The sequence below is a fragment of the Streptomyces europaeiscabiei genome (assembly GCF_036346855.1).
Classification (GTDB): Bacteria; Actinomycetota; Actinomycetes; order Streptomycetales; family Streptomycetaceae; genus Streptomyces; species Streptomyces europaeiscabiei.
In genome coordinates this window covers 9872807-9898967 of sequence record NZ_CP107841.1, presented here as the reverse complement: position 1 = coordinate 9898967, position 26161 = coordinate 9872807, and the positions used below count along the sequence as shown (strand labels likewise).

At 70.8% G+C, this 26161-nt stretch carries 19 protein-coding genes and 2 pseudogenes; 11 read left to right on the top strand and 10 right to left on the bottom strand.

Going from position 1 to position 26161, the window contains the following annotated elements:
* Window positions 1–119 precede the first annotated feature (119 nt).
* The 3 genes and pseudogenes from OG858_RS42980 to OG858_RS42970 all read right to left on the bottom strand — a co-directional run.
* The gene (locus OG858_RS42980) at window positions 120–1199 is read right to left on the bottom strand and encodes an enoyl-CoA hydratase/isomerase family protein (RefSeq protein ID WP_086749737.1); all 1080 of its coding nucleotides are present in this window, start codon (window positions 1197–1199) and stop codon (window positions 120–122) included.
* A gap of 357 nt (window positions 1200–1556) precedes the next feature.
* A complete protein-coding gene (locus OG858_RS42975) occupies window positions 1557–2396 on the bottom strand; it encodes a class I SAM-dependent methyltransferase (RefSeq protein ID WP_328543877.1) in 840 nt (279 codons plus the stop codon).
* A 50-nt stretch (window positions 2397–2446) separates the two neighbouring features.
* Window positions 2447–2638: pseudogene (locus tag OG858_RS42970) on the bottom strand (beta-galactosidase); the annotation flags it as partial.
* 94 nt (window positions 2639–2732) lie between these two features.
* On the opposite strand from OG858_RS42970, the pseudogene OG858_RS42965 reads away from it, so the two are divergent.
* The 3 genes and pseudogenes from OG858_RS42965 to OG858_RS42955 form a co-directional block, all read left to right on the top strand.
* Window positions 2733–2877: pseudogene (locus OG858_RS42965) on the top strand (transposase); the annotation flags it as partial.
* Window positions 2878–3089: 212 nt separating this feature from the next.
* Window positions 3090–3905 (top strand): SAM-dependent methyltransferase, encoded by an 816-nt coding sequence (locus tag OG858_RS42960; protein ID WP_046709109.1) that lies wholly within the window; start codon window positions 3090–3092, stop codon window positions 3903–3905.
* A gap of 401 nt (window positions 3906–4306) precedes the next feature.
* Window positions 4307–6586, top strand: a complete 2280-nt coding sequence (locus tag OG858_RS42955) for a M4 family metallopeptidase (RefSeq protein WP_328543878.1) — start codon at window positions 4307–4309, stop codon at window positions 6584–6586.
* Window positions 6587–6632: 46 nt separating this feature from the next.
* Here the strand turns inward: OG858_RS42955 and OG858_RS42950 are convergent, their stop codons facing one another.
* Complete coding sequence (locus OG858_RS42950; protein WP_319065326.1) at window positions 6633–8927, bottom strand: MMPL family transporter; 2295 nt, start codon at window positions 8925–8927, stop codon at window positions 6633–6635.
* Window positions 8928–9074: 147 nt separating this feature from the next.
* On the opposite strand from OG858_RS42950, the gene OG858_RS42945 reads away from it, so the two are divergent.
* Complete coding sequence (locus OG858_RS42945; RefSeq protein WP_086749734.1) at window positions 9075–9440, top strand: cupin domain-containing protein; 366 nt, start codon at window positions 9075–9077, stop codon at window positions 9438–9440.
* Between the two features lie 158 nt (window positions 9441–9598).
* Here OG858_RS42945 and OG858_RS42940 read toward each other — a convergent pair whose 3' ends face one another.
* A complete protein-coding gene (locus OG858_RS42940) occupies window positions 9599–10588 on the bottom strand; it encodes a hypothetical protein (protein WP_319065327.1) in 990 nt (329 codons plus the stop codon).
* A gap of 300 nt (window positions 10589–10888) precedes the next feature.
* Here OG858_RS42940 and OG858_RS42935 point away from each other — a divergent pair, with 300 nt between their 5' ends.
* Window positions 10889–11353, top strand: a complete 465-nt coding sequence (locus OG858_RS42935; protein ID WP_327725798.1) for an SRPBCC family protein — start codon at window positions 10889–10891, stop codon at window positions 11351–11353.
* 35 nt (window positions 11354–11388) lie between these two features.
* On the opposite strand, the gene OG858_RS42930 is transcribed toward OG858_RS42935, so the two are convergent.
* The 3 genes from OG858_RS42930 to OG858_RS42920 form a co-directional block, all read right to left on the bottom strand.
* Entirely contained in the window at window positions 11389–12978 is a 1590-nt protein-coding gene (locus tag OG858_RS42930; protein ID WP_319316623.1) for a hypothetical protein, read from the bottom strand.
* 595 nt (window positions 12979–13573) lie between these two features.
* Window positions 13574–13825, bottom strand: coding sequence for a histidine kinase (locus tag OG858_RS42925; protein ID WP_319316620.1), 252 nt, complete (start codon window positions 13823–13825; stop codon window positions 13574–13576).
* A 94-nt stretch (window positions 13826–13919) separates the two neighbouring features.
* Window positions 13920–16013 carry a DUF1996 domain-containing protein gene (locus OG858_RS42920; RefSeq protein WP_327726142.1) on the bottom strand — a complete coding sequence of 698 codons (2094 nt, stop codon included), beginning with the start codon at window positions 16011–16013 and terminating at the stop codon, window positions 13920–13922.
* A 310-nt stretch (window positions 16014–16323) separates the two neighbouring features.
* Between OG858_RS42920 and OG858_RS42915 the strand changes: the two genes are divergently transcribed.
* The 3 genes from OG858_RS42915 (at window position 16324) to OG858_RS42905 (ending at window position 20945) form a co-directional block, all read left to right on the top strand.
* On the top strand, window positions 16324–19101 hold the full coding sequence (locus OG858_RS42915) for a SpoIIE family protein phosphatase (RefSeq protein ID WP_179200991.1): 2778 nt from the start codon (window positions 16324–16326) through the stop codon (window positions 19099–19101).
* A 62-nt stretch (window positions 19102–19163) separates the two neighbouring features.
* A complete protein-coding gene (locus tag OG858_RS42910; RefSeq protein WP_086748562.1) occupies window positions 19164–20051 on the top strand; it encodes a Gfo/Idh/MocA family protein in 888 nt (295 codons plus the stop codon).
* A gap of 111 nt (window positions 20052–20162) precedes the next feature.
* Window positions 20163–20945, top strand: coding sequence for a hypothetical protein (locus tag OG858_RS42905; RefSeq protein WP_328543879.1), 783 nt, complete (start codon window positions 20163–20165; stop codon window positions 20943–20945).
* 36 nt (window positions 20946–20981) lie between these two features.
* On the opposite strand, the gene OG858_RS42900 is transcribed toward OG858_RS42905, so the two are convergent.
* Window positions 20982–21764, bottom strand: a complete 783-nt coding sequence (locus OG858_RS42900; RefSeq protein WP_319316615.1) for an alpha/beta fold hydrolase — start codon at window positions 21762–21764, stop codon at window positions 20982–20984.
* A gap of 181 nt (window positions 21765–21945) precedes the next feature.
* Here OG858_RS42900 and OG858_RS42895 point away from each other — a divergent pair, with 181 nt between their 5' ends.
* Window positions 21946–22911: a DUF1152 domain-containing protein gene (locus OG858_RS42895; RefSeq protein WP_086748565.1), complete on the top strand. Its 966-nt coding sequence runs from the start codon at window positions 21946–21948 to the stop codon at window positions 22909–22911.
* Between the two features lie 65 nt (window positions 22912–22976).
* On the top strand, window positions 22977–23960 hold the full coding sequence (locus OG858_RS42890) for an aldo/keto reductase (RefSeq protein ID WP_086748566.1): 984 nt from the start codon (window positions 22977–22979) through the stop codon (window positions 23958–23960).
* 82 nt (window positions 23961–24042) lie between these two features.
* Here OG858_RS42890 and OG858_RS42885 read toward each other — a convergent pair whose 3' ends face one another.
* Entirely contained in the window at window positions 24043–24528 is a 486-nt protein-coding gene (locus OG858_RS42885) for a hypothetical protein (RefSeq protein WP_086748567.1), read from the bottom strand.
* Between the two features lie 177 nt (window positions 24529–24705).
* Here OG858_RS42885 and OG858_RS42880 point away from each other — a divergent pair, with 177 nt between their 5' ends.
* Complete coding sequence (locus OG858_RS42880) at window positions 24706–26070, top strand: FAD-dependent oxidoreductase (protein ID WP_086748568.1); 1365 nt, start codon at window positions 24706–24708, stop codon at window positions 26068–26070.
* Window positions 26071–26161: the final 91 nt, after the last annotated feature.

Sequence of the window (26161 nt, the reverse complement as noted above, 5' to 3'; positions counted from 1 at the left end):
CTCAAAGCTCAAGGCGTCCAGGATTCCGCGAACTCGCGCGCTTCGGGGCGGGGGCCGTGTGTTGTCCGGTGTACGGCGGTGTGCGGCTTCGGCGTACGGCGGTGTGCGGCCGGGCTCGCTCACCGGGCCGTCTCCCCCGTGGGGTCGTCGGGCCGGGCGAGGCCGAGTTCGCGGTCGCCGAGGGGTTCGAAGTAGCGCTCCACGTCGGCGTCGGTGACGTCGGCGAGGCCTGCCGGGGACCAGCGGGGGTTGCGGTCCTTGTCGATGACCTGGGCGCGGATGCCCTCGACCAGGTCGGCGGTGGCCAGGGCCGCGCAGGAGACGCGGTACTCCTGCTCCAGCGCTCTCTCCAGGGAGCCGAGCCGCCGGGCGCGGCGCACGGCGGTCAGGGTGACCTTGACGGCGGTGGGCGACTTGGCGAGCAGCGTCTCGGCGGTCTCCTTCGCCGCCGGGTCGCCGTGGGCGAGGAGCCTCCGGACGATCTCCTCGGCGGTGTCTGCGGCGAAGCAGGAGTCGATCCACTCCCGCCGTCCGGCCAGCTCGCCGGCCGGCGGCTGCCGCACCTGCCGGGCGACGGCTTCCCCTACGGGCAGTTCGGCGAGGTCGTCGAGGAGGTGCCCGAGCGACGTGGACGGCACGTAGTGGTCGGCGAGTCCGCACAGCAGGGCGTCCCCGGCGCCGATCCGAGCGCCCGTCAGGGCGAGGAGAGTGCCGAGTTCGCCCGGCGCGAGGGCCAGGAGATGGGTGCCGCCGACGTCCGGTACGAAGCCGATGCCGGTCTCGGGCATGGCGATCCTCGATCGCTCGGTGACGATACGTACGCGGCCGTGCGCGGAGACCCCGACACCGCCGCCCATCACGATCCCGTCCATGACGGCGACGTACGGCTTGGGGTAGCGGGCGATACGGGCGTTGAGGTGGTACTCGTCGTACCAGAACGCGGCCGAGGCGGTGCCGTCCCCGTCGCGGGCGTCGTCGTGGACGACACGGATGTCGCCGCCCGCGCACAGGCCCCGCTCCCCCGCGCCCGTGATGACGACGGTCTGCACGGCCGGGTCGTGTTCCCAGGCGGTCAGCGCCTCGTCGATGCGCCGCACCATGGCGTGGTTGAGGGCGTTGAGGGCCCTGGGGCGGTTGAGGATGATGTGGGCGGCCCGGCCGGCGGTGCGCAGGAGGACGGGCTCTGCGCCGCCGGTCATCGGCGGGCCTCCGTCAGGCCTCGGGCCACACTGACGCGCATGATCTCGTCGCTTCCTTCCAGGATCCGGTGGAAAGGTGGGTCCCGGACGGTCACGGTGGGCGCACCGGGCGTGCGACAGGCGACCACCCGTCATGAGACGGACCCCGCTTCGAGCAGGAGCCAGGTGGGCGCGGTCGCCGGTCAAAGCCCCGAGCTTGCCAACACCCCGGACCCGCCGAGCGTACCCGACCCCCTGCTGCTCACCTCCGCCCCAGGGGTGGCTTCTCGATCTCTCCCGGGCACGAGACCGCCCGCGGCCGACAGCGGCCGACGGCGGCCACCGACAGCGCCGACGGACCGCCGCTGACGTCAGCGTTCACTTCGGAGGCTTCCGCCAGGTCCTGATCTCGGTGGCCGGAAGGCGCTCCGCGAAGCGGTTGTCGGGGGCCGTCTCCTCCAGCAGCGCACGCAGGTCCCGTTCGAAGTCCGCGAGTCCGTCGCCCAGCAGGTGCGGCGCCGAATCGGATCGGGAGAACGTCCACGCGACGATGTCGTCCGTGGTGCGGGTGACGACTTCCCCGGCCGGCACCACAAGTCGTGCGAAGTTCCGGAAACCGGCGCGCTCGATGATGAGTTCCTCCCCGCCCGGCGTGCCGTTGACCAGCACGCCCTGCCCCGCACGGCGCAACGGGCCCAGATATCGGCGCACCAGGTCAGCGATGCGGTCGTACGGCGGAGCGGGCAACGGCGGAGGCGGAGGCTCGGGAAGCGGGTGTTTCAGGTCGCTCACGTGGACGAGCGCGCCGCCCGGATCCAGCATCTCCAGCACGGTGGCTGCGACACGGTCGCGATCCGTCCAGTGGAAGGACTGCGCGAACACCACGGCCCGGAACGCCCCCAGTCCCGCCGGCAGATCCTCGGCGCGGGCGGCCACCCAGCGCGCGTTGGTCACCCCTCGGCGCCCGGCCTGCCGCCCGGCCTCGGACAGCATGTCCTCGTCCGGATCGACGCCGACCGCCTCCGTGAAGAACCGTGCCATCGGCAGCAGCACGGTCCCCGGGCCGCAGCCGACGTCGAGGAGTCTGCCCCGGCCGTCCAGACCGAGGGCCTCGGCGAACGCTTCGGGAAAGCCGGGGGCGTACGGGAGCCTGCCTCGCTCGTAGTGGGCCGCGCTTCCCTGGAAGAGCGTGCGGTCCCACTCCCATCCATCAGGCATGTCGATCCCCTTCAGCCGCCCGGTCCGTGCCAACTCGCACGCTACTCGGGTCAGTCGAACTCCTCGACGTACTCCTCCGGCGGTCCCGGCTCGGGACGGTCCCGCAACTCCAGTTCCCCGCCGAGCCGTTCGAGTTCGAGGACCGTCACCATGTTCCCGCCTGCGCTCAGCAGGGGTGCCGGGCGGTACAGCGTGACCTGCGGCCCGATCTCACGGTAGCGTCCGAGGAGGAAGCCGTTGACGGGGCGGAGGGCCGATGCGCGCCGATCAGCCGCAGCCAGTGCTGGGCGCCCCAGCGGCTGGTGCAGGCCGGGTTTCTGGGTGTGAGGAACCCCGCGCCGCCGCATTCCCGGACCACGGACACGATCCGTCGGGCCCGGACGCGGAGCGAACGCGGGCAAACCAGAACGCCCAACACCGTCCGGGGCGTTCGGCCGAGCACGAGACCTGGCAACAGGACTCACTCCCGCTCAGTCCCTAGGAACGGTTCCGTCCTGGGTGAACCGGTCCTGCTCACTGCTGTTCGTCACGGCGTGCGATCGCCCCCGAGCAGCGCAGAACCGTCAAACTCGTCCTCGGGACCGGGTTCCTCTGTGAGCCCACCGGAAATGTGAACTGACGTACGGAGAACGGGTGTCGGGACGTAAGTTGTGTCTGGAACTCCTCGCTTCGGCTGAAAGACGGACGGTAGACATGACCGACCACGCGACCACGCCCGGACCCGCGGCGCATCAGAAGATCGACACCTCGGTGCCGCACTCGGCCCGTATCTGGAACTACTGGCTGGGCGGGAAGGACAACTACCCCGTCGACGAGCAGGCCGGTGACGCGTACACCGCCGTGTTCCCCGGCATCGTGACCATCGCCCGCAGCAGCCGCGCGTTCCTGCGGCGCAACATCACGTACCTGGTCGCCGAGGCGGGCATACGCCAGTTCCTGGACGTCGGAACGGGCCTGCCGACCGCCGAGAACACCCACGAGGTCGCCCAGCGGATCGCCCCTGAGACACGGATCGTCTACGTCGACAACGACCCGATGGTCCTGGCCCACGCCCGCGCCCTGCTCTACTCCACGCCGGAGGGGGCGACCGCCTACGTCGACTCCAACGTGCTCGACCCGGACCGCATCCTCGCGGCCGCCGCCGACACGCTGGACCTCAGCCGGCCCACCGCGCTGATCCTCAGCAACATCCTGGGCCACGTCGCCGACCACGACCAGGCGCGCTCCATCGTCGACCGTCTGCTGGGCGCGCTGCCGTCCGGGAGCTATCTCTCCATCAACGACGGTTCCCGGGGCATCGACCCGGTCTTCGAACGGGCCCAGGACGGGTACAACGAGAGCGGCGCCGTGCCGTACAACCTGCGCACCGTCGACGAGATCACCTCGTTCTTCGACGGCCTCGAACTGCTGGACCCCGGCGTGGTCTCGGTCCCCCTCTGGCGCCCGGACACCACCGACCCGGCCCCGCTGGTCATCGCCGAACACGGCGGCCTCGCCCGCAAGCCGTGACACCACGTAGTGACGGCGTGATGCCGTGAGGTGGAGTGGCGCGGGCCTGGGCGGTTTCACCAACCGCCCGGGCCCGCGCCACTGTTTGTCGGGCCACCGTGCGGGGGCGTTCCGGAGTACATCCGACGAGACCAGGACGACCCCGCACGCTCGCTCGCGGGACCGCCGCCGCCGGGAAGCGCCTGGTCACCAGTGGTCAGTGATCGATCAGTTTCCGGCCAAAGACTTGATATGCCCCTGACATACCCGCCTCACGTCTGTCACTCTGTGCCCATCCCGTCTCACGACGGCGCACGCGCACCCGCATCGCAGCACTCCCTGCACAACCCGGTGCCTCGACCCGTGCACCGGGTCCTTCGTACGGCCGTTCGTCCAACGTCGGCCGCAGCAAAGGAGTTCGCGTGAGATCCACCCCCCACAGACGTACTACGGCCACGGCCGCCCTCGTAGTCGCGGCGGCGGTCCTCGCCGTCGCGGTCCCTGGCGCCCCGGCGATGGCACGCGGTGACGGCGGCGAAGGCACCGCCCGTCCCGCGGCCGCCAAACCGGACCGCGGCGCACTGCCCGCCCAGCTCACTCCCGCTCAGCGCGCCGCCCTCGTCCAGAAGGCCGAGAAGGCCACGGACAAGACCGCGGACCGCCTCGACCTGGGCGGCCAGGAGGAGTTGCGGGTCCGTGACGTCGTCAAGGACGCCGACGGCACCGTGCACACCCGCTACGAGCGCACCTACGCCGGGCTCCCGGTGCTCGGCGGTGACCTGGTCGTCCACGCCGCCCAGAGCGGCGCGGTCGAGAGCGTCACCCGGGCCTACAAGCCCGAGCTGAAGGTGTCGGACCTCAGCGCCGAGGTCAGCAAGGCCGCGGCCGAGAAGCAGGCGCTCGCGGCGGCCAAGGAAGAGGGTTCCGCCAAGACCGAGGCGGACAGCAGCCGCAAGGTCGTCTGGGCGGCGAAGGGCACACCGACCCTCGCCTACGAGACCGTCGTGAGCGGCTTCCAGCACGACGACACGCCCAGCGAGCTGCACGTCATCACCGACGCGCAGACCGGGAAGAAGCTGTACGAGTACGAGGCCGTGCACACCGGCACGGGCAACACCCGCTACAGCGGCACGGTCACGCTCGGCACCAGCCAGTCGGGTTCGTCGTACACGCTGACCGACGCGGACCGGGGCAACCACCGGACGTACAACCTGAACCGCGGCTCGTCCGGGACGGGCACGCTGTTCAGCGGGACCGACGACGTCTGGGGTGACGGGACCACCGCCAACCTGGAGACCGCGGGCGCCGACGCGCACTACGGGGCCGCGCTGACCTGGGACTACTACAAGAACGTCCACGGCCGCAACGGACTGCGCAACGACGGGGTCGCCCCGTACAGCCGGGTCCACTACGGCAACAACTACGTCAACGCGTTCTGGCAGGACACCTGCTTCTGCATGACGTACGGCGACGGGTCGGGCAACGCCAACCCGCTCACCTCCATCGACGTGGCCGCGCACGAGATGACGCACGGTCTGACGTCGGTCACCGCCAACCTCGTCTACAGCGGTGAGTCCGGCGGGTTGAACGAGGCGACCTCCGACATCTTCGCCGCCGCCGTGGAGTTCGCCGCCGGCAACAGCGAGGACGTCGGGGACTACCTGGTCGGCGAGAAGATCGACATCAACGGCGACGGCACACCGCTGCGTTACATGGACAGGCCCAGCAAGGACGGCTCCTCGCGCGACTACTGGTCCTCCACGCTCGGCAACATCGACGTCCACTACTCCTCGGGCCCGGCCAACCACTGGTACTACCTGGCCTCCGAGGGCAGCGGCGCGAAGGTCGTCAACGGCGTCTCCTACGACTCACCGACCTTCGACGGACTGCCGGTGACGGCGATAGGTCGCGAGGCCGCCGAGAAGATCTGGTTCCGGGCGCTCACCACGTACATGACGTCCACGACCAACTACGCCGCCGCCCGTACCCACACCCTGCGGGCCGCCGCCGACCTGTACGGGCTCGGTTCGGTCACCTACAACAACACCGCCAACGCCTGGGCCGCGATCAACGTCGGCTCCCGGATCCTCGACGGTGTGACGGTCGTTCCGCCGGCCGCTCAGTACACCCTGACCGGGCAGGCGGTCACCCTGGACGTCCAGGCGTCGTCCACCAACGCGGGCGCCCTGTCGTACGCGGCCACCGGTCTGCCGGACGGGCTGTCCATCGACGCCGCCACGGGACGTATCTCGGGCACCCCGACCACGGCCGGGAACTGGACCCCGACCGTCACCGTGACGGACGCGGCCGACGAGACCGGGACGGCGAGCTTCGCCTGGCGCGTGGACGAGGAGGGGAACCAGTCGGTGTTCGAGAACACCGCCGACTACCAGATCCCCGACAACTCCACCGTCGAGTCCCCGATCAACGTCAACCGGGCCGGAGCGGCGCCCAGCGCGCTCACCGTGGACGTGAACATCGTCCACACCTGGCGCGGTGACCTGGTCGTCGACCTCGTGGCTCCGGACGGCACGGCGTACCGGCTGAAGAACTCCTCCTCGTCCGACTCGGCCGACAACGTGGTCGCGACGTACACGGTGGACGCCTCCTCCGAGACCGCCGCGGGAACCTGGAAGCTGCGGGTCCAGGACGTGGCCAGCCTCGACACCGGTTACATCAACAGCTGGAAGCTGACGTTCTGACGATCGCGATCTGATGGATCGTCAGTCACCCTTCCACTGAGGCACGTCAGTTGCCGAGCGGTCGGTCCTGCCCCTGCGGGACCGGCCGTTCGGCCGTGTTCCCCTCCGCGTCGATGTGCGGCAGCACGCGGTCCAGCCAGTGCGGGGTCCACCAGGCGTGCGGGCCGAGGAGGGTCATCACCGCCGGGACGAGGAGCAGCCGTACGACCGTCGCGTCGATGAGGACACTCACGGCGAGCCCGAGGCCCAGCATCTTGACGACGATGTTGTCGCTGATGATGAACGCGGCGAAGACGCTCACCATGATCAGGGCGGCGCAGGTGATGACGCGCGCGGTGATCTCCAGGGCGTGGGCGACGGAGGCACGGGCGTCGCCGGTGCGCAACCAGGCCTCGTGGACACGGGAGAGCAGGAAGATCTCGTAGTCCATGCTCAGCCCGAAGATGATGGCGAACATCATCATCGGGACATAGCTCTCGATGGGTACCTTGCCGGAGACGCCCAGCGCTGGACCGCCCCAGCCCCATTGGAAGACGGCGACGACCACACCGTACGAGGCGGTGATGGACAGGACGTTGAGGGCCGCCGCCTTCAGCGCGACGAGCAGGCCCCGGAAGACGATGAGGATGATCAGGAAGGCCAGGGCCACGACGACGGCGATGATCAGCGGCAGCCGGCTCGCCACGATGTCGCGGAAGTCGACCTGGGAGGCCGTGGTGCCGGTGACGTATCCCTCGGCCTTGGTTCCGGAGACGGAGGCGGGCAGGGTGTCGTCGACCAGGCGGTTCACCAGGTCCGTGGTGTCGGCGTTCTGCGGGGACTCCTTCGAGTAGACCGTGCCGACGAGGACGTCCCCGTCCTGGGTGACGGAGAGCGGGGTGACCGCGTGGGCTCCCTCCACGGCGTCGAGGTTCTTCTGCGCGGTGCTCTGGAGGCTCTGGCGGTCGGACGACGGGACGGAGGTCTGGTCGATGACGACGGTGAGGGGGCCGTTGGAGCCGGGGCCGAAGGCGTCGGTCATCAGGTCGTAGGCGCGCCGGTCGGTGAAGGAGGTGGGGTCGGCGCCGTCGCCGATGTGGCCGAGCTGGATGGAGAAGACCGGGATGGCGAGGATCGCGATGGTCGTGACGCCCGCGGCCAGGAACCGCCAGGGCCGGTGCTCCACGCGCTGGGCGTAGCGGTGCCAGGTGCCCTCGATCTCGGCGCCCTCCTCGACGCCTGTCTCGGCGACCGGTCTGCGCACGTGGTAGCGGTCGATGCGGCGGCCGATGAGCCCCAACAGGGCCGGGACCAGGGTCAGGGCGCCGATGACCGCCGAGACCACGGTGACCGCCGCCGCGAGGCCGAGTTTCCCGATGAAGCTCACTCCGGACGTGTACAGCCCGCACAGGGCGATGATGACCGTGCAGCCGGAGACGAGTACGGCGCGGCCACTGGTCGCCACGGCGTACCCGGCCGCGCGCACCGGGTCGGCGCCGTTCATGAGGTTCTGCCGGTGACGGGTGATCAGGAACAGGGCGTAGTCGATGCCCACACCGAGGCCGATCATCGTCGCCAGGGTCGGGGAGACGGTGGCGAAGGTGAAGGCGGCGGCGAGCAGTCCGAGACAGGCGAGGCCACCGATCGCGCTCAGCAGCGCGGTCACCAGGGGCAGACCTGCCGCGATGACACTGCCGAAGCCGACGAGGAGGACGACGATCGCCACCGCGAACCCGATGAGTTCGCTCACCCGGTCGTCGGGCGCGGGACGGGCCAGTTCGCCCAGCGGCCCGCCGTACTCGACCTCGGCGCCCGCCGACCGCAGCGGCTTGACCGAGTCGTCCACGCCGTCGAGGTAGCCGTCCCCGAGGGTCGAGGGCTGCTCGTCGAAGCGGATGGTGATGTACGCCGTCTTCTGGTCGGACGACAGCGGGCCGACGTTCGGCTGCTGCGACTGGGACGACGACTGCGACGGCTGTGTGGAAGGTGCGGTGAGCGGGTTCTGCACCGACAGCACGTGCGGCAGTTTCTGCAGGTCGTCGACCGTGTCGGACATCTGGGAGCCGAGGGAGGTGAGCGTCTTGTCGTTGTCGTGCAGGACGATCTGGCTGCTGTAGCCGCCGGCCGCCGGATCGTGCTTCTTCAGGACGTCCAGGCCCTGCGTGGACTGCACGCCCGGGAGGTCGAAGTCGTCCGAGTAGTCGCCGCCGTAGGACCGGTTCAGCACCTGCAGGGCCGCGAGGGCGACCAGCCAGGCGACGATGACGACCACGAAGTGCCGGGCGCACCACTCGCCGAGTCGCCGCAGCCTGCCCGCCGCGGCCCTGACCCCGCCTTCCCCGGCGGAACGACCTGAGCGCATCGCATCTCCCTCGGGAGCGATCTCCCGGACCCCATTACACGATGCTCCCGTCGGCCCGGCACCTCCTGCGGCGCCCGGTCCCCCGGTTGGCGGCCCCGGCTTGACAGGCGGACGATGGGGAGGTGGGACGGAACGGAAGGAGCCGCCATGCTGGAGATCAAGACGGTCGAGAAGCCGGACGAGCGGCGCGATTTCCCACGGGGTCACCTCGAAGCCGTTCACCTCACGGGGCTCGACTTCGCCGTGGCCACGTTCGAACCGGGCTGGCGCTGGTCGGAGTCCGTCGCCCCCATCGCGGGCACGGAGAGCTGCCAGGTCCACCACAACGGCTATGTCGTCCAAGGACGTATGCACATCCGCATGGACGACGGTGGTGAGGGTGAGGTCGGGCCGGGCGACGCCTTCGTGTGCCCGCCGGGGCACGACGCGTGGGTCGTGGGCGACGAGCAGGTCCTGCTGTACGACTTCGCCGGACAGATGGCGAAGGACTACGCCAAGGCGAAGGACGACTGAGCCGCGCCGGGTACGAAAGGGGCCGGAGGCGGTGGCGTACGCGCCCCGCCTCCGTCCGTCCGTGGGTTCGCCCGTGGGTTCGAGCCCTGCGGCTTCGTCCTGATGCCATCGACCGGCCCCTGGATCCGGTGTCCTGGGTCCGGTGCCCTAGATCAGCCCTAGATCCCGTCCGAGTCCCGCAGGTTGTCCAGCGTCGCGTTGGTGTCGTTCTTGAGCCACTCCACGACGTCGTCCACCTCCGGCATCGCCACGTCGTCGTAGGTGGAACCGTAGGCGCTCCACCTCATCTCGTACGTCATCCAGCCGTCGCGCACCGCGAGGGTGGCCGACCGGCTGCCGCTGGTGTCGTTGCCGGAGCTGGTGTCCTCGGTGACGAGATACGCCTCGTCGCCGAAGCCGGAGACCTCGTCCACGTCGTAGTCCTCGTACCGCTGGTCGTACTCGGACCACAGGGCGGTGAACTCGGGGCCGGGGTCGGTCTTCTTGTGGAGGTCCATCTGGACCGAGAAGTACGCGTCGGAGAGGGAGGAGGTCGACGACGTCTTGAGGGAGATGCTGCAGTAGCTCTGGTCGAGGGCCGCGTGCTCCAGGGAGTTGTTCACCGGCGCGTCGTCCTCCTCCGGGTACTCGTTCTTGAACGACGAGTACTCCACCGAGGAACAGAGGTTGGACTTGGCCTGGTATCCGCGCAGGTCCGCCTCCGTTTCGTCCTTGCCGAGCAGGAAGACACCGCCGGCCCACGCGGCGGAGGCCACCACCGCGCCCACCAGCGCCCACAGCACGGCGCGTCCGCCGGCGCCCGTCGTGGGCTGGGCACCGAGGGGCGGGTAGCCGCCCGGCGGGTATCCGCCCGCAGGCTGGCCGTACGGATGGGCCTGGGCCGGCGGCGGCGCGACCGGGGGGCCGTAGCCGGCCGGTGACTGGGGATTGGGGTAGGGGTAGGCGCTCGGGGTCGGCGCCTGCGCCTGCGCGGGGATCGGTATCTCCGCCTGAGTGGGCGTCGGCGCCTGAGTCGGCCCCTGTGGCTGGGACTGCGCGGCGGGCGGGGCCTGCTGGGGCGTGGCTGCCCGCGGGTCGGGCTGGGCCGGGGGCGGCCAGGCCGGGGACGCGGACGGCTGATCCTGCGCGCCCTCGGGGCGTTCGGTCATCGGCTTCTCCTCGTGTCGTGGTGGATGGGGTGCGGCGACGGAGACGGGGCTCGCCCACAAGGGCCGCCGGACCGGGCGGCAGGGTGTCGTGTTCGAACGTGTGGAGGAGAAGTACCCGCGGCCCGATCCCTTCCATGCGGTCTCAGGGGCCCCGGCCGCACCCGAAGATCCAAGCCTCTCAGAACGCCTCCCGCGCGGTCGTCCGTGAAACTACGCACCCCGTCTACGCAACCTGGCGGGCCGGCCGGGGCGGCGGCCGTCACGGGGCGGGGGGCGGTGCCCGGTGCTTTCATGGGAGTCATGACCAGCAGAAGTGTCGTAGTCGAGCGGCGGGTCGCCGCTTCTCAGGGGCGGGTGTGGGAGGCCCTGACGGACCTCAGCCGGATGGATCGGATGCTCAGCGGTGTCACGCGGGTGGAGGTCCTCACGGACGGGGGTTTCGGGGTGGGCACGCGGTGGCGGGAGACGCGGCGCATGTTCGGCAAGGACGCCACCGAGGAGATGTGGGTGACCGTCAGCGAGCCGCCCGAGCGCTATGTGGTGGAGGCCGAGTCGCACGGCTCCCGCTATGTCTCGGAGTGGGTGCTGCGGGCGGACGGACCCGAGTCGACGACGATCCTCATGACGTTCTCGGCGGATGCGACCGGTGCCGTCGCGGGTCTGCTCGCCAAGGTCATGGGCTCCGTCGGCGCCCGCGCCGTGCGCAAGGCCGTCACCAAGGACCTCGACGACGTCGCCGGGTGGGTGGAGGGCCGCAGGAGCTGAGCCGCCCCTGCGGCCCTCCGGTCACCGGGTGCGCGTCAGGAGTCCAGGCCGTAGCCCGAGGTCACATAGGCGCACTCTGTGTAGATGTAGCCCGACTCCAGCTTGGCGGTGTCGGAGGCGGCGCTGGACGCGTTGTCGCCCTTCGGCTTGTGCAGGAAGTAGGTGGTGCCCACCGGCAGGCTGATCGTGCGCTGCGGGTAGTTGTCGTTGCCGCTGCACGGCTTGAACCCGGTGACGAGGGTGCTGCTCCAGCTGTAGCTGGAGCAGGTGCCGCAGCCCTTGAGGGTGAAGGTGCCGGTGACCGGGCCGGTGTACATGACCTGGATCTCGTCCGGGCTGTCGTTCTTGACCGTGACGGAGATGCTGCCGCCGGAACGCGTCGTGGGCAGCTTCTTGCCGGCCGCCGGGACCTCCTGCGCGATCTCGGCGGCGATCGCTATCTTCTTGGCGCGCGGCGCGTTCTTGTGCTTCTTGTTGGCGTCGACGAAGTCGTTCATCGACGTCACCGCCTCGGCGAAGTCGCCGTCCTTGTACTGGTCCACGCCACAGGTGTAGACGCCCGCGGACGCGGCGTTCTCGGCCCGTCCGGCGTCGGCGGCGAGGGCGTCGGCCACACCCGCCTTGTCTCCCGGCAGCGCCTTGACCTGGGAGCCGAGCGTGCCCAGCTCGTCCACGGCGGTGCACGGGTCGTCGCCGCCCACGGCCTTGACGGCCTTGTCGACGGCCGCCTTGACGTCGGGCTCGACCTTCGCGGCCTGGTCCGAGTCGGGGAACGTGGTGAGGAGGTCGCTGAACTGGTCCTGCCAGCCCGCGGTGTCGCCCGCCAGGCCGGCGGACGCGCACTCGTACAGCGAGGTGGCGAGCCGGTCGTCGGGCCAGGTGGCCAGCGAGCCGAGGTCCTGCTTGCTCACGGTCTGCGGGACCGTGCGCAGGTATTCGAGGGGAGCGACCGCGGCGCAGTACTCCTGCTTCTCGTAGGGGGCGCCGACGGTCGTGTAGAAGGTCTTCAGCCGGTCCGGGACCTTCTCGGCCGCCCGGGAGTCGGGGTGGTCGGTACGCAGGTCGTCGTACGCGGTCAGCGCCCTGCGGAACTCGGACTGGGTCGTGGAGAAGGACTCGCCGGAGGCCTTGTCCACGAGGTCGTCGGCCTTCTCCAGCCGATCCAGGAGCATCGCCTCGACGGCCTCCTTCCGCGCGGTCTCGTAGAGCAGACCGCCCGCGACCGGTACGCCGAGGAGGAGCACGCCGAGCGCGATGGCGAGTGGAGACTTCGCGGGCCACACCAGGCGGTTGCGCAGGCCGAGGAAGGCACCGTGGACGGCCACGAGGAGGAGGAACAGGCCGTAGACGGTGAGGGTCGTGCCCGAGACGCCGTCAGGGTCGGCCGGCAGCACGGTGAAGAGGAGGAGACCCGTGGCCGCCCAGCACACCAGGGTGAGGAGCGGGCGGCGGATCAGGGCGTAGCCGAGCCCGAGACCGCTGAGGTTCAGCAGGCCCACCCCGACGGCCCGCCAGGCGTCCGCCGGGCCGGGCGGCGGCCCCGGCGGCATGGGCGGCACAGGCGGCACGACGAAGCTGTGGCTCCAGCCGTCCTGGTCTCTTACGCCGTACTGATCCCCGGACATCTCGGATCCCCCCGTCAACTCCACCCGCATGCTTACGAATTGTCAGTGTACGGCCGAAACTCGATGCCGCGACAGGTGATTCTCGGGCGCCGACATAGATCGACTTCCATTCGTGACCACCGCCTGGGACATGGCCCGAACGGGTCGTTCGCACCGCCCGCCGACGCGTGAAAGGTACAGGCCCCACAGCCTGTGGACGCACGGGGGTCACCGTCCGGTTCGCTCGACGAGCGGGGTTTTTCCCGCGTCCGGTCGCCTGCCGGGACCCGCACCCACCATCGCGCGGGCATCTGCCGCACGATCCGGACCACCGACCACATCAACAGCCCGAAGGGCACCCCGAACACCACCGGTTACGCCAGGACACCGGCCCCCACCACGGCTCCGCGTCCACGACCGCCACCACCCCGTGCAACACCCCGGAGGCCGTCAGGGCGCGGCCCCGCACCACCACAGCAGCCGCTGCCGGCGGCGGCCCTGCGGACGTACGGCCCGCCACACGTCCGACGCCAGAACCGCCCCCCGCGCTCATCGCGTTCATCGCGTTCATCGCGTTCATCCCGCGAGGGGACGCCGATGAGGTTCGCGACCGGTGTCAGCGGACCGGGCCCACCCATAGTGCCTCCACGGCCAGCCCGGCCGTGCCCACCACGTACCCGGCCTGCGGGGCGCGGCGCCCGGCCGCCAGGCTTCCGGCGATCACCACGCCGAGCACGATCGTCACGGGCAGGGAGGCATCGGTGCCGCTTCCCGAGCCCAGCCGTACGGCCACCATGGCCACGAGGACCACGGCGGCCGAGGCGACATCACCGAGCAGCGGCAGCCGCCGGGCCCGGACCTCCGCCATGCTCCGCCCCGAGTCGTTCGATACAGGATCGATTCCTGCTCAAATCAACAAGGTTGGCGGAGCATGGGGACCGCATCCGGACGGTTCTGCGGGGTCAGTAGCTCCCGCGCCTGACCCGGCGGAGCAGGACGAATCCGGCGAGCACGGCCACGCCGCCGATCATCGCCGGCCACAGCTGCGCCCCGGTCTCGGCGAGGTCGCCCGTCGCCGACTGGGATCCCTGCGATCCGGGCTGACCGGCGGCCGACGGGATGTTGGCGGCGGGCGCCGTCTGCTCGGGGGCCACGACCGCGCCTCCGGCGTCACCGCCGTCGTCCGCGCCGTTGTCGGCGTCCTCGCCGCCCTCGTTCCCGGCGGCGTTGCCGCGCTGGGTCGCCTTCACCGAGCCGAAGACCTGGGGCTCCTTGTCGCCGCCCTGGTTCGCCTCGTCGTCGGTACCGCCGGGAGCCGGCGCGGTCTCGGTGGGTTCGGCCGTGTTGTCGTCCTGGTCCTGACCCTGGTCCTGGTCCTGGTCGTTGCCCGGTTGCTCCTGGTCCTGACCGTCGTTCTGGTCCTGGTCCTGGCCCTGATTCTGGTCCTGGCCCTGGTCGCCACCCGGCTGCTCCTGGTCCTGGCCCTGGTCGTCGCCCTGACCGGCGTCGCCGCCCTGGTCGCCACCGTTGTCCTGGTCGCCACCGTTGTCCTGGCCACCGTCATCGCCCTGGTCGCCGCCGACGTCGGCCGCGTCGCACTCGCGACCGTCGTTGATGCAGTCCACCATCTCCCGCATCAGGTCCTCGTCGAAGACGTTGATGAAGTCGCCGTGGTCGGTGACGGGCTTGTGGAGCTGCTCGGGGAAGGCGTCGACGGCGAACAGCGGGGTCGTACGGCCGCCGTCCTGGAGGCTCGGCGCGTCGACGTCGTAGACGATGCGCTGGACCAACTGCGGGATGGCCTTGAAGCCGGCTGCGCAGCTGCCGTCCGCGGCGGCGAAAGCCACGTGGGTGCGGTGGTTGGCGCTGTCGATGTTGCGGCCGTCCCAGCAGCTCTGGAACTTGAACGTGCGCACGACGTCGCTGCCGGCGGGGCAGAGCGGGTACTTGTCCTTCAGCTGACGGTCCTCGAATCCGGTGCAGCTCCAGGACGCGTTGGCGTTGGCCGTTCCGTTGACGAAGGCCTTGGCGTCGCCGGTGATGATGCGCAGCAGTCGCGGCATCTCCGTGACGTCACCGCGCGGGCTGCCCTCGAACGACATCGTGACTTCCCTGGGCGTCACGATCTCACCGGCGTTGCCCTCGATGCCGCCGCCGGGAGAGTTGGCGTCCTGCTCGGCGGTGCCGTTCTGCAGCCGGATCACCGGCCAGAAGTACGAGGACTTGTCGCCCTGGTTCTCACAGCTGGTGTCGGCCGCCGCGAGGTCCTCGTCGCTGGAGAACGCGCTGTTGCCCTGGTTGCCGACATAGTCGTGGAAGTGGTGGGCGCCGTTGGAGACACCGGGGGCGACGATGACGTTGTCGGAGTTGAACAGACCGTTCGCGTTCACACCGCAGGCGGTGGTGAAGGAGCCGGTGGAGCCGTTCTGCTGCCCGCCCCGGTTCCCGGCGTTCGGCTGGACGGACTTGATGTCGGCGTAGTCCGCGGCCACCGGCCCGTTGCCGGCCTGGCCACCGTTGCCCTGCCCGCCCTGCTGGTCGCCCTGGCCCTGACCGTCGTCGCCGCCGTTCTGACCGCCGCCGCTCTGACCGCCGCCGTTCTGGTCACCACCGTTCTGCTCGCCACCGTTCTGGTCGGCGTTCCAGTTCTCGGCGGGGCGCAGTTCGCAGGCGGCCAGGGAGTCGAGTCCGTCGGGGCGGTCGCCGACACGGTCGATGGCGATCGCGATCCGCTCGATCGTCGCGGCCCGCTTCTCCTTCAGCGGGTTCATGATCGCGTTGTCGGCGAAGCCGCCGTCCTGCTGCTGGGCCTGCGCGGAGTTCTGCAGCCGCTGGTAGGCCTCGGCTACCTGCTGGTCCAGGGCGGCGAGTTCCTTGTCGACCTCGCCCCGTGCCCCGTCGGGGACCTCCGTCAGTTCATCGCCGACGTCCGGGCAGTCGATCGTGCCGGCGGCGGAGTTGACCTGCTGGACGGAGTCGTCGGTCGAGTCGTCCTCGGTGGCCGACGCGTAGACGTTGACGGCGACGAGCCCGCCTCCGCCCAAGATCAGCGCGATCGCGGCAGAGGTCGCGCGCCGGGCTCCTGATGGGCGTCTGCGCCTGGTGGTGCGTCCCACGGATAACTCCTACAACGTCGTGGTCGGGTCCGGGCATGAAAAACCCCAGCCCAATACGGAGCCGGAGCCCCATGCGTTCAAACGTCTCGTAAATTCACAGGAACCTGATAGGAAGCGGCACGTCACAGGTGGTCACAGCGAGGTCGCAGCGGTGGCGCACGCTTCGTGGGCCGTACGACCGACGCCATCGGCCGTGACCGTGCGTGACCCCCTCTCGCCTCCGGGCGCGGGGCAGTGTAGACATGGGCACATGGTCCGTCTCCTGGGTCGATCTCGCTCTCAATCGACCCGCCGCCCTCAGGGTCGGCCCGCGCAGGGCCGGGACGACCGCGCCCGGCGGGTACCGCACGGATCCGGGGACGCCGCAAGTCGGGAGCCGGGACACGGGCAGGGTCCGCTGGCGGGCCTGCGATCGGCGTTGAGCGGGCGCAGTGTCGCCGGGCAGGTGTTCCTGCTGCAGGTGGTGATCGTGCTGGTGCTGGTCGTGTCGGCCGTGGTGGCGCTGGTCCTCCAGGTACGGCACGACAGCACCGAGGAAGCGCACAACCGTTCGCTCGCCGTGGCGGAGACGTTCGCCAACGCGCCGGGCACCCGGGAGGCGTTGACCAGCGACGATCCGACGGCGGTGCTCCAGCCGAGGGCCGAGGCCGCCCGGATCCAGTCCAAGGTCGACTTCATCGTCGTGATGAACACCGACGGGATCCGCTACACCCATCCGAAGACGGACCGCATCGGCAAGAAGTTCGTCGGCACCCTCGGACCCGCGCTGGAGGGCGAGTCCTTCACCGAGGAGGTCAACGGCACCCTCGGCCCGCTCGTCCAGGCCGTGGTACCGATCAAGGATCCGGACGGCAAGGTCGTGGGCCTGGTGTCGGCCGGGATCACCACCGAGAACGTGGGCGGGGTCGCGGACCAGCAGCTGCCCCTCGTACTGGCCGCCGCCGCGGCGGCCCTCGCCCTGGCCACGGCGGGCACGGCACTCGTCAGCAAGCGGCTCCTGCGCCAGACCCACGGCCTCGGTCCGTCCGAGATGACCCGCATGTACGAGCACCACGACGCGGTGCTGCATGCCGTGCGGGAGGGCGTGATCATCATCGGGGGCGGGGGCCGGCTGCTGCTCGCCAACGACGAGGCACACCGACTGCTCGACCTGCCCGCGGACGCCGAGGGGCAGAACGTCCTCGCCCTGGGCCTCGAATCGCACATGGCCGACCTGCTGACCTCGGGACGCGTCGCCAACGACGAGGTGCACCTGGTCGGCGACCGGCTGCTCGCGGTCAACCAGCGGGCCACCGATCTGCAGGGCGAGCCCTCCGGCAGCGTCGCCACCCTCCGTGACTCCACCGAGCTGCGCGCCCTGTCCGGCCGCGCCGAGGCCGCGCGGGAGCGCCTGAGGCTGCTCTACGACGCCGGAGTGGGCGTCGGCACCGGCCTGGACGTGACCCGCACCGCCGAGGAACTGGCGGAGGTGGCCGTCCCCCGGTTCGCGGACTTCGTCACCGTGGACCTCGCCCCCGCGGCGCTCAGCGGCGAAGAACCCGACACGGTCACCACACTGCGCCGCACGGCGTGCAGCGGGATCCGCAAGGACGCGCCCCTGTACAAGGTGGGCGAACGTATCGACCTCGTCCCCTCCTCGCCGCAGGCCCGCAGCATCGACAGCGGCAGTTCGACCCTCGTGGCCGACCTCAGCCGGGCACCCGGCTGGCGGGCGCAGGACTTCGAGCGGTCCGCGCAGGTCGTCGAGTACGGCATCCACTCGCTGATCACCGTGCCGTTGCGCGTGGGCCAGCTGGTGATGGGTGTCGCGAACTTCTGGCGCTCGGAGAAGCCCGAGCCGTTCGACCAGGAGGAGCTGGCCCTCGCCGAGGAACTCGTCGCCCGCGCGGCGGTCTCCATCGACAACGCGCGCCGGTACACACGCGAACACACGATGGCCGAGACCCTGCAGCGCAGCCTGCTGCCCCGCAACCTTCCCGAGCAGAGCGCCCTGGACGTCGCCTACCGCTATCTGCCCGCGCAGGCCGGGGTGGGCGGGGACTGGTTCGACGTACTGCCCCTGTCCGGCACCCGGGTAGCGGTCGTCGTGGGCGATGTCGTGGGCCACGGGCTGCACGCCGCGGCCACGATGGGGCGGCTGCGTACCGCCGTCCACAACTTCACCGCGCTGGACCTGCCTCCGGACGAGATCCTCGGGCTGCTCGACGAGATGGTCAGCCGCATCGACCAGGACGAGGCGGTCCTGGACGGCACCGCCCCGATCACCGGGGCGACCTGCCTGTACGCGATCTACGACCCGGTCTCGCGGCGCTGCGACGTGGCGCGCGCCGGCCATCCGCCGCTCGCGGTGGCCCGGCCCGACGGCACGGTCGACTTCCCCGAGGTGCCGGCCGGTCCGCCGCTCGGCCTGGGCGGGTTGCCCTTCGAGACGGCCCAGCTGGAGCTCGACGAGGGCAGCCGGCTGGTGCTGTACACCGACGGGCTCGTCGAGCACCGGGATCGGGACATCGACGACGGGCTCGAACTGCTGCGGACCGCGCTGGCCGGGGCCGACACCTCACCGCAGGGCACCTGTGAGGCGGTGCTCGACGCGCTGCCGCCGAGCCGGGCGAGCGACGACATCGCGCTGATCGTCGCCCGTACGCGTGCGCTGGACGGGGGCCGTGTCGTCGAGTGGGAGGTGCCCGGCGACCCGGCGGCCGTCGGCCGGGCGCGCTCGGACGCCACCAGGCAGCTGGCCGAATGGGGCCTGGAGGAGCTGGAGTTCACCACCGAGCTGATCCTCAGCGAGTTGGTCACCAACGCCATCCGGTACGGCGGCGGCCCCATCCGGGTCCGGCTCATCCACGACCGCCAGCTGATCTGCGAGGTCACCGACAGCAGTCACACCTCGCCCCATCTGCGGTACGCGGCCACGACCGACGAGGGCGGCCGCGGCCTGTACCTGATCGCCCAGCTCACCCAGCGCTGGGGCACCCGCTACTCCCCCACGGGCAAGACCATCTGGACCGAGCAGGCACTGCCCTGACGGTCGTCGGCGGTCCGTGTCCCCGTGGACACGGCCCCCAACGCGCAAGGAGAGACCGGAACATGCGTATCGGACTGCTCGGAACAGGACCGTGGGCCGAGATGGCCTACGCCCCCGCGCTGAGCGCGCACCAGGAGCTGGACTTCGCGGGGGTGTGGGGCAGGCGGCCGGAGGCGGCCAAGGAACTCGCCGCCCGGCACGGCGGAGTGCCCGTGTACGAGGACGTCGACGCCCTGTTCGCCGACGTGGACGCGGTGGCCGTGGCGCTGCCGCCCTCCGTCCAGGCGCCGCTCGCCGCACGTGCCGCCCGTGCCGGCTGCCATCTGCTGCTCGACAAGCCCCTCGCGACGGACGTCGAGGAGGGGCGGGCGGTCGTCGAGGCGGTCGAGGAGGCCCAGGTCGCGTCCGTCGTCTTCTTCACCGCCCGTTTCCAGACGGCGATCGACGCGTGGATCACCGAACAGGCCGCCGGTGGGGGCTGGTTCACCGCCCGTGCGGAGTGGTTCGGGTCGCTGTTCGACGAAGAGAGCGACAGCCCCTTCACGGCCTCGCCGTGGCGGCGCGAGAAGGGTGGCCTGTGGGATGTGGGCCCGCATGCCCTGTCCGTGCTGCTGCCGGTCCTCGGGGACGTGGAGAAGGTGGCCGCCGCCGTGCGCGGGCCCGGGGACACGGTCCATCTGGTCCTCCTGCACACCGGCGGGGCGTCCAGCACGGTCACCCTCAGCCTCACCGCCCCGCCCGCGGCCTGCGGCGCCACGGTGGAGCTGCGCGGCCGGACCGGGACGACCGTACTGCCCACGTCCGACGAAGGTGCCGTACCGGCTCTGGTGCGGGCGGGGGACGCGCTGCTGGCGGCCGCCCGTAGTGGCCGCCCGCATCCGTGCGACGCCGCCTTCGGTCTGCGGGTGACGGAGCTGCTGGTCGCCGCGGAAGGGCAGTTGACCGGCTGATACGCACGGCCCCTGAACCTGCGTTCGAGTTTGTGTTCGATCGCCACCGGACATCGTCAGGTGGCGGGCACGCCTTCGCCTCGCGCGCTTCGTGAGCGTGAGGAGGTGCCCGTGAGCGCGACGGACGGGAGCGCCGCCGAGCCCCTGCGGCACAGGGTGGCGGCCGGGAAGAAGGACCAGGACGCGCGGACGGTCATGCGGCTGCGCCTGGGGGTCGGGGTCATCGGTGTCCTGCTGCCCCTGGCGCTGCCGGCCGGCAACTGGATCGCGGCGCGGCTCGACGGCCGGGCCGGGGAGGACGCCTGGCCCGGTTCCATGAGCGGCTCGTACTACACCAGCACCCGCGACATCTTCGTCGGCGGGCTGTGCGCCCTCGGGATCTTCCTGGTCGTGTACCGCTTCAACAAGTTCCACGACATCCTGGGCACGGTCGCCGGGGTCTTCGCCCTGGGTGTCGCCCTCTTCCCCACGGCGCCGGGCTCCGGGGGCGACACGGGCCAGCAGACGGTCTCCGTGTTCCACCAGGTCTTCGCCATCGGCCTGTTGACGGCGATGGCGGCCTTCTGCCTCTTCATGTACGGGGCTCCGGGCATCAAGGAACGGTCCTACGTACGGCGCCCCTACCTCGTGGCCGGTGTGCTGATCCTCGTCTTCATGGCGCTCGCCGCCGCGGCGGCGGCCACCAAGGTGGGCGACGACTGGCTGATCACGCCCCTGTACCTGTGCGAGTGGCTCTCCGTGTGGTCCTTCGGCTTCGCCTGGACGGGCGCGGCCCTGTCCCTCGCCGCGGACATCGACCGCCTGCCCCGGACCCGCGCGGTCGTCGGCGCCGCCCTCGGGTGGCTGCGGACTCTTGGCGGCCTGCTGGGCCGGGGGAGGACACACTCGCGCTGACCACGCCCGGCCCGGTCGGCGATCGGCGGGCGGGGCTCAGGAGCGGGTGCCGGTGAGGAAGCGGTCGAGGGTGGCGGTGAGTTCCGCCGGCTTCTCCACGGGCAGTTCATGGCCGGCGTCCAGGATGCGCACCTCGGCGTCCTGGCAGGCCTTGGCCATGCGGAGCATCTGGGAGACGGGCAGCTGGATGTCGTGGTAGCCGTGGACGAGGAGGGTGGGCGTACCGATCTCGCCGAGGCGGTCGAGGACGTCGAAGGCACGCATGGCGCCGTACAGGGTCATGACGACCTCGCGCGGGGTGGCCGCGGAGGCGCGGATGTACGCGCGGATCTCCTCGCGGGGGTAGCCGGGAGCGAAGGCCCGCTGGATGTTGGCGGCGACGAACAGCTTGAAGGGGACACGGGCGGAGGCCGCCATCAGCAGGCCACGGCCACGGCTGTAGGTCATGCGGCCGATGGAGTTGACCAGCACCAGGCGCTCGACCCGCTCGGGGTGGGCGAGGGTGATGGTCTGGGAGATCATGCCGCCCATGGAGTGGCCGACGAGGACGAACCGCTCGACCTCCAGGTGATCCAGGAGGGCGAGCACGTCTCTCGACAGCTCTTCTATCGTGCGCACCCCCGCGCCGCCGCTCTCGCCGTGCCCGCGCAGGTCGAGCCGGATCACGCGCCGCTTCGCGGCGAAGTGCGCCACCTGGTGGTCCCAGCGGTGCCGGTTCGCGGTCCAGCCGTGGACGAACACGAGGGGCACGCCGTCGCCGTCGCGGGGGCCCTCGTCGTCGTACGTCAGCGCGGCGCCGTCGACTTCGAGCTGCGGCATGAGGGCCTCCTGCGGTGCTTGCGATCCGGTTACCGACCGGTACGGTAACCGGCGGCCCGGCCCCGCGTCACCGTCGTTCGCCGAGGAAATCCGGGATGTTCTCGGATCGGTTCCCGTGGGTCCCGGGCATCGCTCCCGCAATTCGCGGGCACCCCGCGCACCACCCTGTTAACTTCCCCCGGTGTTCTCCCTCCAGCAACCCCCTTTCTTCACGCGCCTGCGCGACGCGCGGCGCGTGCTCATAGCCGGTGCCGGCGGCGGCTTCGACGTCTACGCCGGCCTGCCGCTGGCCCTCTCCCTGCGGTCGGCCGGCAAGGAGGTCCACCTCGCGAACCTGTCCTTCGCCGATCTGTACGGCCTGAGCATGGACGTGTGGCTGGAGCAGGACGTCGCGGCCATCGGCCCGGACACCACGTTCCGCGGCGACTACTTCCCCGAGCGCGCCCTCGCCCAGTGGCTGGCCCTGCACCGGCTGCCCAGCACGGTGTACGCGCTGTCCCGTACGGGTGTGGCACCCCTGCGGGCTGCCTACCGCGCGCTCATCGCACATCTGGGCGGGGTGGACGCCGTCGTCCTGGTGGACGGCGGCACCGACATCCTGATGCGTGGCGACGAGCACGGGCTCGGGACGCCGGAGGAGGACATGGCGAGTCTGGGCGCCGTCGCCGGTCTCGACGAGGTCCCTGAGCGGCTGGTGGCCTGTCTGGGCTTCGGCGTGGACGCCTACCACGGGGTCAACCACTCGCTGGTCCTGGAGAACCTGGCCGCGCTGGAGCGTGACGGCGCCTACCTCGGCGCTTTCTCGCTGCCCCGCGACAGCCGTGAGGGCGCCCTGTACGTGGACGCGGTGGCGCACGCACAGCAGTGCACGCCGACCCACCCCAGCATCGTCAACGGCTCGGTCGCGGCCGCCGTGCGCGGCGAGTTCGGCGACGTCCGCTTCACCGACCGGACCCGGAACAGCGAACTGTTCATCAACCCGCTGATGGCGATGTACTTCTGCGTGGACGCGGTGGGACTCGCCCACCGCAACCTCTACCTGGACCGGCTGGAGAAGACCGAACTCACCCGGCAGATCAGCTCGGTCGTCGAGGAGTTCCGGGACGAGCTGCCCCGGCAGCGCCAGCCGCGCGCCTTCCCGCACTGACCGTGTCGGCGGCCATGCCACTGGCCCTGCGGAGCGGACGACAGGGCAGGTGACAGACTGGCGCCATGGAAGAACGCGCATTCGGTAGGTCGGATCAGCACGCATCCGTCGTCGGTCTCGGTACATGGCAGCTCGGCGCCGACTGGGGTGACGTCGACGACACGGAGGCCCTGGCGGTGCTGGAGGCGGCGGCCGAGTCGGGGGTGACCTTCTTCGACACCGCAGACGTCTACGGCGACGGGCGCAGCGAGCAGACCATCGCCACGTTCCTGCGGAGCCGGCCCGACCTCCATGTGTTCATCGCGACGAAGATGGGCCGTCGCGTGGACCAGATCCCCGAGAACTACGTCCTGGACAACTTCCGGGCCTGGAACGACCGGTCCCGCCGCAACCTCGGCGTGGACCGTCTCGACCTGGTCCAGCTGCACTGCCCGCCCACGCCCGTCTACTCCTCCGACGAGGTGTTCGACGCCCTCGACACACTGGTCGAGGAGGAGCGCATCGCCGCGTACGGCGTCAGCGTGGAGACCTGCGCCGAGGCGCTGACGGCGATCGCCCGGCCGAACGTGGCGAGCGTGCAGATCATCCTCAACCCGTTCCGCATGAAACCGCTGCTCGACGTCCTCCCGGCGGCCGAGAAGGCGGGGGTCGCGATCATCGCGCGGGTTCCGCTGGCCTCGGGGCTGCTGTCCGGCAAGTACACGAAGGACACGGTCTTCGCGGAGAACGACCACCGTACGTACAACCGCCACGGCGAGTCCTTCGATCAGGGCGAGACCTTCTCCGGCGTCGACTACGGCACGGGCGTCGAGGCGGCGGTCGAGTTCGCCGCGCTGGCTCCCAACGGCTACACCCCGGCCCAGTTGGCACTGCGCTGGATCATCCAGCTGCCGGGCGTCACCACGGTCATCCCGGGTGCCCGCACGCCGGACCAGGCTCGCGCCAACGCGGCGGCCGCCGCGCTGCCGGAGCTGTCCGACGGGACGCTCACGGCGATCCGGGACCTGTACGACCGGCGCATCAAGGAGCAGGTGGAGAGCCGCTGGTAGGACCGTCGGGTACGGCGAGCCGTCGCGCGGGAAACGGCCGGGTGAGCCGCTTCCCGCGCGTGGCCCTGGCGGCGGCCGGCCGTCAGATGCGGCCGCCCGTGAGCCGGGTGAGCGGGCCCTGGACATGGCGTCCGGAGCGGCGGCCGACCGCGTAGGAAGCGGCGGTCAGGGCCGTCAGGCCCGCGCCCACACCGGCGGCGACGAGCTTGCGGTGGGCGATGACGGTCATGGCCGTCCTGGCGGTGGCGGCCACCTGGCCGGAGGCCTGGACGACCGCCTGGCGGCCCGCCTCGACGCCCTTGACCGCGCTGTGCACGGCACTGTTGGTGCTGTCGACCGCGCGCTTGGTCGTGTCGGCCGCGCGCCCGGCGCCGGCCTTGGCCGACGAAGCCGCGTCGTCCAGCTTGATCGAGGCCGTCTTCGCCCCCTGGGTGGCCGGTGCCGTTGCCCTGCCGGTGGTCCGGCGGGCCTTGGCCGCGGCCGTCTCGGCGGACGCGGAGTTCTCGTTCGGGTCCTTGTTCGGTCGATTCATGGAGACCGCGTTGCCGTTCATCGCCTCGGCAAACACATGGCTGGACGCCGGTGTCCGCCGCCGGTCCCGGCCCTCCCCCGCCGTCTGTCCATTCCTCCGCATGGCATAAGATCGCTTTATGAGGTCATAGACCCGACCCGCGTACCTGGTAAGGGTCACCTTAGTTTAGGGTTGCCGTCGAGTTGCTTTCCTCCGCTCGAAGGGAACCTGAACATGCCCCGCCCTCTGCGGGTAGCCATAGTCGGAGCCGGACCCGCCGGGATCTACGCCGCCGACGCGCTGCTGAAGTCCGACGTGGCCACCGAGCCCGGTGTGTCCATCGACCTCTACGAGCGGATGCCCGCCCCGTTCGGACTCATCCGTTACGGCGTGGCCCCCGACCACCCCCGCATCAAGGGCATCATCACCGCCCTGCACCAGGTGCTCGACAAGCCGCAGATCCGTCTCTTCGGCAACGTCGACTACCCGGGGGACATCAACCTGGACGATCTGCGCGCGTTCTACGACGCCGTGATCTTCTCCACGGGCGCGACGGCCGACCGCGCGCTCGACATCCCCGGCATCGACCTCGACGGCTCCTACGGCGCGGCCGACTTCGTCTCCTGGTACGACGGCCACCCGGACGTCCCGCGCACCTGGCCCCTGGAGGCCGAGAAGGTCGCCGTCCTCGGGGTCGGCAACGTCGCGCTCGACGTGGCCCGCGTCCTCGCCAAGACGGCCGACGAACTGCTGCCGACCGAGATCCCGGCCAACGTCCACGAGGGTCTGAAGGCCAACAAGGCGCTGGAGGTCCACGTCTTCGGCCGCCGCGGCCCGGCGCAGGCGAAGTTCTCCCCGATGGAGCTGCGGGAGCTGGACCACTCCCCCAACATCGAGGTCATCGTCGATCCCGAGGACATCGACTACGACGAGGGTTCCATCGCGACCCGGCGCGGCAACAAGCAGGCCGACATGGTCGCCAAGACCCTGGAGAACTGGGCGATCCGCGACATCGGCGACCGCCCGCACAAGCTGTTCCTGCACTTCTTCGAGTCGCCCACCGAGATCCTCGGCGAGGACGGCAAGGTCGTCGGTCTGCGCACCGAGCGCACCGCCCTCGACGGCACCGGCAACGTCAAGGGCACCGGCGAGTTCAAGGACTGGGACGTCACCGGCGTGTACCGCGCGGTCGGCTACCTCTCGGACAAGCTGCCCAAGCTGCCCTGGGACGTCGAGTCGGGCACCGTCCCGGACGAGGGCGGCCGGGTCATCGAGGAGACCGGCGCGCACCTGCAGTCGACGTACGTCACCGGCTGGATCCGGCGTGGTCCGGTGGGTCTCATCGGGCACACCAAGGGCGACGCCAACGAGACCGTCTCCAACCTCCTGGACGACTTCGCCAACGGGCGGCTGCACGAGCCCACCGCGCCCGACCCGGAGGCCGTCGACGCCTTCCTCGCGGAGCGCGACGTCCGCTTCACGACGTGGGAGGGCTGGTACAAGCTCGACGCCGCCGAGAAGGCGCTGGGCGAGCCGCAGGGCCGCGCGCGCGTGAAGATCGTCGAGCGTGAGGACATGCTGCGGGAGAGTGGCGCGTAGCGCTCCACTCAAGGGCTGGGGGGACTGCGGACCGTGGTTCGGCTGCGGTGGTTCGTGGCTGGTCGCGCAGTTCCCCGCGCCTCTTCGAGGG

Coding starts and splice junctions, on each gene's coding strand:
- OG858_RS42880 (WP_086748568.1), top strand. CDS start 24,706: ATGCCCCGCCCTCTGCGGGTAGCCATAGTCGGAGCCGGACCCGCCGGG.
- OG858_RS42940 (WP_319065327.1), bottom strand. CDS start 10,588: ATGACCGAACGCCCCGAGGGCGCGCAGGATCAGCCGTCCGCGTCCCCG.
- OG858_RS42890 (WP_086748566.1), top strand. CDS start 22,977: ATGGAAGAACGCGCATTCGGTAGGTCGGATCAGCACGCATCCGTCGTC.
- OG858_RS42980 (WP_086749737.1), bottom strand. CDS start 1,199: ATGACCGGCGGCGCAGAGCCCGTCCTCCTGCGCACCGCCGGCCGGGCC.
- OG858_RS42975 (WP_328543877.1), bottom strand. CDS start 2,396: ATGCCTGATGGATGGGAGTGGGACCGCACGCTCTTCCAGGGAAGCGCG.
- OG858_RS42925 (WP_319316620.1), bottom strand. CDS start 13,825: ATGGCGGAGGTCCGGGCCCGGCGGCTGCCGCTGCTCGGTGATGTCGCC.
- OG858_RS42935 (WP_327725798.1), top strand. CDS start 10,889: ATGACCAGCAGAAGTGTCGTAGTCGAGCGGCGGGTCGCCGCTTCTCAG.
- OG858_RS42915 (WP_179200991.1), top strand. CDS start 16,324: ATGGTCCGTCTCCTGGGTCGATCTCGCTCTCAATCGACCCGCCGCCCT.
- OG858_RS42900 (WP_319316615.1), bottom strand. CDS start 21,764: ATGCCGCAGCTCGAAGTCGACGGCGCCGCGCTGACGTACGACGACGAG.
- OG858_RS42960 (WP_046709109.1), top strand. CDS start 3,090: ATGACCGACCACGCGACCACGCCCGGACCCGCGGCGCATCAGAAGATC.
- OG858_RS42950 (WP_319065326.1), bottom strand. CDS start 8,927: ATGCGCTCAGGTCGTTCCGCCGGGGAAGGCGGGGTCAGGGCCGCGGCG.
- OG858_RS42930 (WP_319316623.1), bottom strand. CDS start 12,978: ATGTCCGGGGATCAGTACGGCGTAAGAGACCAGGACGGCTGGAGCCAC.
- OG858_RS42910 (WP_086748562.1), top strand. CDS start 19,164: ATGCGTATCGGACTGCTCGGAACAGGACCGTGGGCCGAGATGGCCTAC.
- OG858_RS42945 (WP_086749734.1), top strand. CDS start 9,075: ATGCTGGAGATCAAGACGGTCGAGAAGCCGGACGAGCGGCGCGATTTC.